This is a genomic window from Candidatus Desulfatibia sp. (assembly GCF_036446775.1).
GTDB lineage: Bacteria > Desulfobacterota > Desulfobacteria > Desulfobacterales > UBA11574 > Desulfatibia_A.
In genome coordinates, this window is the sequence record NZ_JAZFTO010000269.1 from 1 (window position 1) to 4,921 (window position 4,921).

General features: G+C 46.5%; 6 protein-coding genes and 1 pseudogene. 2 read left to right on the top strand and 5 right to left on the bottom strand.

What is annotated here, in order from left to right:
• From V3S16_RS12835 to ffh, 5 genes and pseudogenes are all read right to left on the bottom strand, one after another.
• A pseudogene (locus V3S16_RS12835) lies at positions 1 to 347 on the bottom strand (tRNA (guanosine(37)-N1)-methyltransferase TrmD); the annotation flags it as partial.
• A 41-nt stretch (positions 348 to 388) separates the two neighbouring features.
• Positions 389 to 910, bottom strand: a complete 522-nt coding sequence (gene rimM, locus V3S16_RS12840) for a ribosome maturation factor RimM (protein WP_413885547.1) — start codon at positions 908 to 910, stop codon at positions 389 to 391.
• 4 nt (positions 911 to 914) lie between these two features.
• Entirely contained in the window at positions 915 to 1,145 is a 231-nt protein-coding gene (locus tag V3S16_RS12845) for a KH domain-containing protein (protein WP_413885549.1), read from the bottom strand.
• Between the two features lie 48 nt (positions 1,146 to 1,193).
• Positions 1,194 to 1,448 (bottom strand): 30S ribosomal protein S16, encoded by a 255-nt coding sequence (gene rpsP, locus V3S16_RS12850; protein WP_413885551.1) that lies wholly within the window; start codon positions 1,446 to 1,448, stop codon positions 1,194 to 1,196.
• Between the two features lie 12 nt (positions 1,449 to 1,460).
• Complete coding sequence (ffh, locus tag V3S16_RS12855) at positions 1,461 to 2,792, bottom strand: signal recognition particle protein (protein WP_413885553.1); 1,332 nt, start codon at positions 2,790 to 2,792, stop codon at positions 1,461 to 1,463.
• 103 nt (positions 2,793 to 2,895) lie between these two features.
• Between ffh and rlmN the strand changes: the two genes are divergently transcribed.
• Both rlmN and nth read left to right on the top strand, forming a co-directional pair.
• Positions 2,896 to 3,942: a 23S rRNA (adenine(2503)-C(2))-methyltransferase RlmN gene (gene rlmN, locus V3S16_RS12860; protein WP_413885555.1), complete on the top strand. Its 1,047-nt coding sequence runs from the start codon at positions 2,896 to 2,898 to the stop codon at positions 3,940 to 3,942.
• A 339-nt stretch (positions 3,943 to 4,281) separates the two neighbouring features.
• On the top strand, positions 4,282 to 4,920 hold the full coding sequence (gene nth, locus V3S16_RS12865) for an endonuclease III (protein ID WP_413885557.1): 639 nt from the start codon (positions 4,282 to 4,284) through the stop codon (positions 4,918 to 4,920).
• The last annotated feature ends 1 nt before the right edge of the window (position 4,921 follow it).

Consider the following 4,921-nt stretch of genomic DNA (forward strand, 5'->3'; position numbering starts at 1 on the left):
CCCTCATAACGGCCGCAAACCAGAATAAGTCCTTCAGATGATGCTAATTCTTGTGCCAGGTTCTGGTTAAAGCAACGACCCTGCGGCGTCAGCAGAATCCTTCTGGAATACGGCGCTTGCTTTGCGGCCGCCCGCATGGCGCCGGCCAACGGTTCGGGCTTCATAACCATCCCGCTGCCGCCGCCGTATGGCCTGTCATCGGTGATACGATGCCGGCCTTCGGCGAAATCCCTGATATTGACAGCCAACGCGCAAATCTTGTTTTGATCTATCGCCCTTTTGATAATCCCGTGCTCCCAAAATGGTGTAAACATTTCCGGGAAGATGGTCAGGACAATGAAGTTCATCGAAACACAACCATTTATAAAACCGCGAAGCGATTTTATTTTTACAACCCTTCAGGCAAATCGACGCGCATCGTTTTTTTATTAATATCTATTTCCAAAACCACCGATGCGAGCGCCGGAATCAGGATTTCATTATCATTATCTTTGTTAGGATTTTTCACAACATAAACGTCGTTGCTCCCCGTGGGGAGGATCGATTCAATGCTGCCGATATATTCGTCGTCGGTTGTGAAAACGGAAAGGCCAATAAGATCAAACCAGTAATAGGTTCCATCCTCGAGCCCTGGAAGCTTGGCCTTTTCAATATAAAGTTTTGAACCTCTTAAGGTTGCTGCACGGTGTCTACTGTCTATCCCATCCAGGGACAAAAGAATGACCCTGTTGTGGAGTTTGACCCAGTTTACCTTATAGGTTGTCTCCAATCCTTCCTCATTGATAGCAAGGATGGGGCTGCCCGACTCGAAAACTGACAAAGATTCGGCGTAGGAATAGGCCTTGATGTTGCCTTTAACACCATGAACGCCAATGATCTTTCCTATGAGAAGAAAACCATTCTTTCCCACGATATTATTCGATAATCTCCAGTACCGTACGTTTTTTTATTTTTGCAGAGGCAGCACTCAAAATGGTCCGCATAGCCCGTGCCGTTCGGCCCTGTTTACCGATAACCTTCCCTAGATCCTCTTTGGCCACTTTGAGCTCTAATACCGAGGTCTGGTTACCTTCTATCTCGGAGACAGCCACCTGGTCCGGTTGGTCAACCAGTGCTTGGGCAATGTAATGAATCAGCTCTTTCATAGCTCCATCTCCTCTGTTGGCGGTTGAGAATTAGGAGAATAATACGCTTTATGTAAGATTGGCAAAAAAATTTTCTTTTTTCAAAAGACTTTTGACAGTGTCGGTTGGAATGGCTCCCTGGTTAATCCAGTATTTAATTCGCTCCTCTTCCAGGGTAACCTCGGCCGGATCTTTTAAAGGGTTATAAGTACCTACATTTTCAAGGTATCTTCCGTCTCTAGGACTTTCACTATCCGCTACCACAATTCGATAAAAAGGTCTTTTCTTAGCTCCGTGTCTGGCCAATCTAATTTTAACTGGCATATTGATTCTCCTTTAAAACGGCAACATTCCCCGGCCCATTCCGCGCATGCCGCCCTTGTTTATTTTTTTGATCATGTTCAAAACCTGGGAGTAATTTTTCATTAGTTTGTTGACATCCTGTACTTTAGTGCCGCTGCCCTTTGCGATTCGCTTGCGGCGGCTGCTCTTTATTATCGTATGTCGACGCCGTTCCCGGGGGGTCATGGAGTTGATAATGGCTTCGATCCTGACGAATTCTTTTTCGTCTACCTCAAGATTTTTCAGATGCTTATTGGTGCTCATTCCCGGTATCATGCCAATAAGGTCCGACAAAGACCCCATCTTGCGTATCTGGACCATTTGGTCACGAAAATCTTCGAGCGTAAACTCACTTTTTCTGAGCTTTTTTTCAAGTTCGGCCGCTTTTTTTTCATCGACCACCGCCTGGGCCTTTTCGATCATGGTCAGGACGTCTCCCATCCCTAAAATTCTCGAAGACATCCTGTCCGGGTGAAAGGGCTCCAGATCGCTGAGCTTTTCACCAACGCCAATAAACTTAATCGGTTTATTGGTTATTGATTTGATCGATATGGCTGCTCCGCCGCGGGCATCACCGTCCATCTTGGTCAGGATAACGCCGCCGATGTCAAGGGCATCATTAAATGATTGGGCGATGTTGACAGCGTCCTGACCGGTCATGGCATCGGCCACGAGCAGTATATCAGATGGTTTGGCCGCATCCTTGATGCGGCAGAGCTCATCCATCAGGACTTCGTCTATATGAAGACGGCCGGCTGTGTCAAAGAGCAGGGTGTCCAACCCCTCTTTATGCGCTATTGTTCTGGCGTCCTGGCATATCTGCACAGGGTCCATTTCCGTGCTGGATGGAAACACCGGTACGGACAACTGCTGGCCAAGCTTTTGAAGCTGGTTAATGGCAGCGGGACGATATACGTCGGCCGGAACCAGGTACGGCTTTCTTCCTTTTTTTATCAACAAAACAGCAAGTTTGCCGGCTGTTGTGGTTTTACCGGACCCCTGCAAACCAACCAGCATGATTGAGGAAGGGAAAGAGCCCGAAAGGTTTAAATCTGTAAGGTGCCCCCCCATCAGCTCTGTCAATTCTTCGTTGACAATTTTAACAATTTGCTGACCGGGTGTCAGGCTCGCCATGACCTCCCGGCCAAGGGCTCGCTCCTTGATGTCGGCAATAAAATTTTTAACAACTTTGTAGTGGACATCGGCCTCAAGGAGAGCCATACGGACTTCTCTTAAACCTTCCTGAACATTTTTCTCCGTTAACTTGCCGTGGCCTTTGAGTTTTTTAAATACGGCATTCAGCCTGTCCGTTAAATTATCAAACATAATCGTACCATTTTATTTCTTGAAATCGAAATCCTTTGTAATAGTATCAAGTAAATAGTATGTCAAACAAAATAAAATATCAATCGATTTATAAGATTATAAAATGACACTAAAATTGAAGACATCTGACATTAAAGAAATTGCCGGTGATCAACTCGCGACCTGGCTTAAAGACCAAGGACTTGAGCCCTATCGCGCAGTGCAGATTCTTAAGTGGGTCTATCTGCACCAGGCAGACACTTTTGAAGAGATGACCGACTTGGGGAAAGAGCTCCGCAAACTGCTCTCACATCATTTTACCATCAACAGGCTTGAAACGGCCCAGGTTGAAACTTCTCAAGATGGTTCCAGGAAATATCTTTTCAGACTCGAAGACGGAAAATATGTGGAAAGCGTATTGATTCCCGAAAAGGACCATTACACCCTGTGCATATCGAGTCAGGTGGGCTGTGCCCTGGAGTGCAGATTTTGTCTCACCGCCAAGGGCGGTTTTGTGCGCAATCTCTCAAAGGGTGAAATTATTGCTCAGGTTCGCGATATCGCCAATCACTTAGACGATACAATGCGCCTGACCAATATCGTGTTGATGGGAATGGGGGAGCCTTTGGCAAATTATCAAAATGTCGTTGAGGCCGTTAAAACCATCACAGACAGCGATGCCGGTCTTGGATTTTCAAGCCGCAGAATTACCATATCAACAGCAGGTCTGGTTCCCAGGCTTGCCGACCTAGGCCGTGAATTGACAGTCAATCTGGCGATATCATTAAATGCGACCGACAACAAAACCCGCAGCATGCTGATGCCCATTAACCGCAAATATCCTGTTGAAACGCTTATGGACGCATGCGCCCAATACCCTTTATTGCCACGCCGCAGAATTACTTTCGAATATGTTCTCATCAAAGGGATCAACGATTCCAGGCAGGATGCCGAACGTCTTGCCGGGCTGCTCAGACCGATAAGGGCCAAAATAAACCTAATTCCATTTAATACTTATCAAGGCTGTGAATTTGAGCGGCCGCAAGAATCCGTCATTAATGACTTCAAAGAGATCCTGACCCAAAAGAATTATACGGTAATAATCCGTCACAGCAAAGGGCAGGATATCTCGGCTGCCTGCGGCCAGTTGAGTGGCAAATATGATGCATGATACGGGCTGCTAGTTGCGAATTGCGAAGTTACCCATTCAACTTCTAGGCCCTGTTTGCGCAATATCAGGGCTGAAAGCATGCTGTCGAGGCCGCCGGGGCAAAGACCCAAAGCTCGTACTTTCCCAGAGTTTAAATTCATGCTATACGCAATATCTATTTTAAACCAGGATTAACAAGATCAACTGGATTAATTTTAGCTCCGCCTAAAGGCGGATTACGCAATCCCATTTTCATCCCTCCGGGGCGTAGGCCCAACGGGCCGGAGGCAGGAAAATGGGATTATAATATCCTGAACATCCTGTTGATCATGTCAAAATTATGCTCAAAGGATTTAAATCATGGCGCAACGGAAAAACCGAACTGCCAAGATCCGTAAAACACTAAAAAGGACCTACCCGGATGTCAAGACCCAGTTGTATTACAAAAATCCTTTTGAACTTCTGGTGGCCACCATATTGTCGGCCCAATGTACGGATAAGCAGGTAAATACCGCAACCAAAGTTTTATTTAAAAAGCTGAAAACTCCAAATGATTTTGCCGGTGCAGCGCTTGAGACGCTTGAAAAGCTGATCCGCCCGACCGGTTATTTCCGCAACAAAGCCAAAAATATCAAAAACTGTGCCTCCATGCTTGTGGAAAAATACAACTGCGAGGTTCCATCAAGGTTGGATGAACTCGTTAAGTTGCCCGGTGTGGGCCGTAAAACCGCCAATGTCGTGCTGGGCGCGGCGTTCGGAATCCAAGGCATAGTGGTGGATACGCATGTGGCCAGGATTTCGAAAAGGCTGGAGCTTACAGAAAACAATAATCCTGTAAAAATCGAGTTCGATCTGATGGAGATCATTCCCAAAAAAGAATGGAGCGACTTTAGTCTGCAGCTTATTTTCTTTGGCAGGGCTATTTGCAAGGCCAGAAAGCCGGCCTGCCCGACTTGCCCGCTCTACAACCTGTGTGATTATCCTGGCAAACAAGGATAAT

Excerpts from the sequence above, each read along its gene's own strand:
- V3S16_RS12845 (WP_413885549.1), bottom strand. The coding sequence starts at position 1,145 with ATGAAAGAGCTGATTCATTACATTGCCCAAGCACTGGTTGACCAACCG.
- rpsP (WP_413885551.1), bottom strand. The coding sequence starts at position 1,448 with ATGCCAGTTAAAATTAGATTGGCCAGACACGGAGCTAAGAAAAGACCT.
- ffh (WP_413885553.1), bottom strand. The coding sequence starts at position 2,792 with ATGTTTGATAATTTAACGGACAGGCTGAATGCCGTATTTAAAAAACTC.
- rlmN (WP_413885555.1), top strand. The coding sequence starts at position 2,896 with ATGACACTAAAATTGAAGACATCTGACATTAAAGAAATTGCCGGTGAT.
- nth (WP_413885557.1), top strand. The coding sequence starts at position 4,282 with ATGGCGCAACGGAAAAACCGAACTGCCAAGATCCGTAAAACACTAAAA.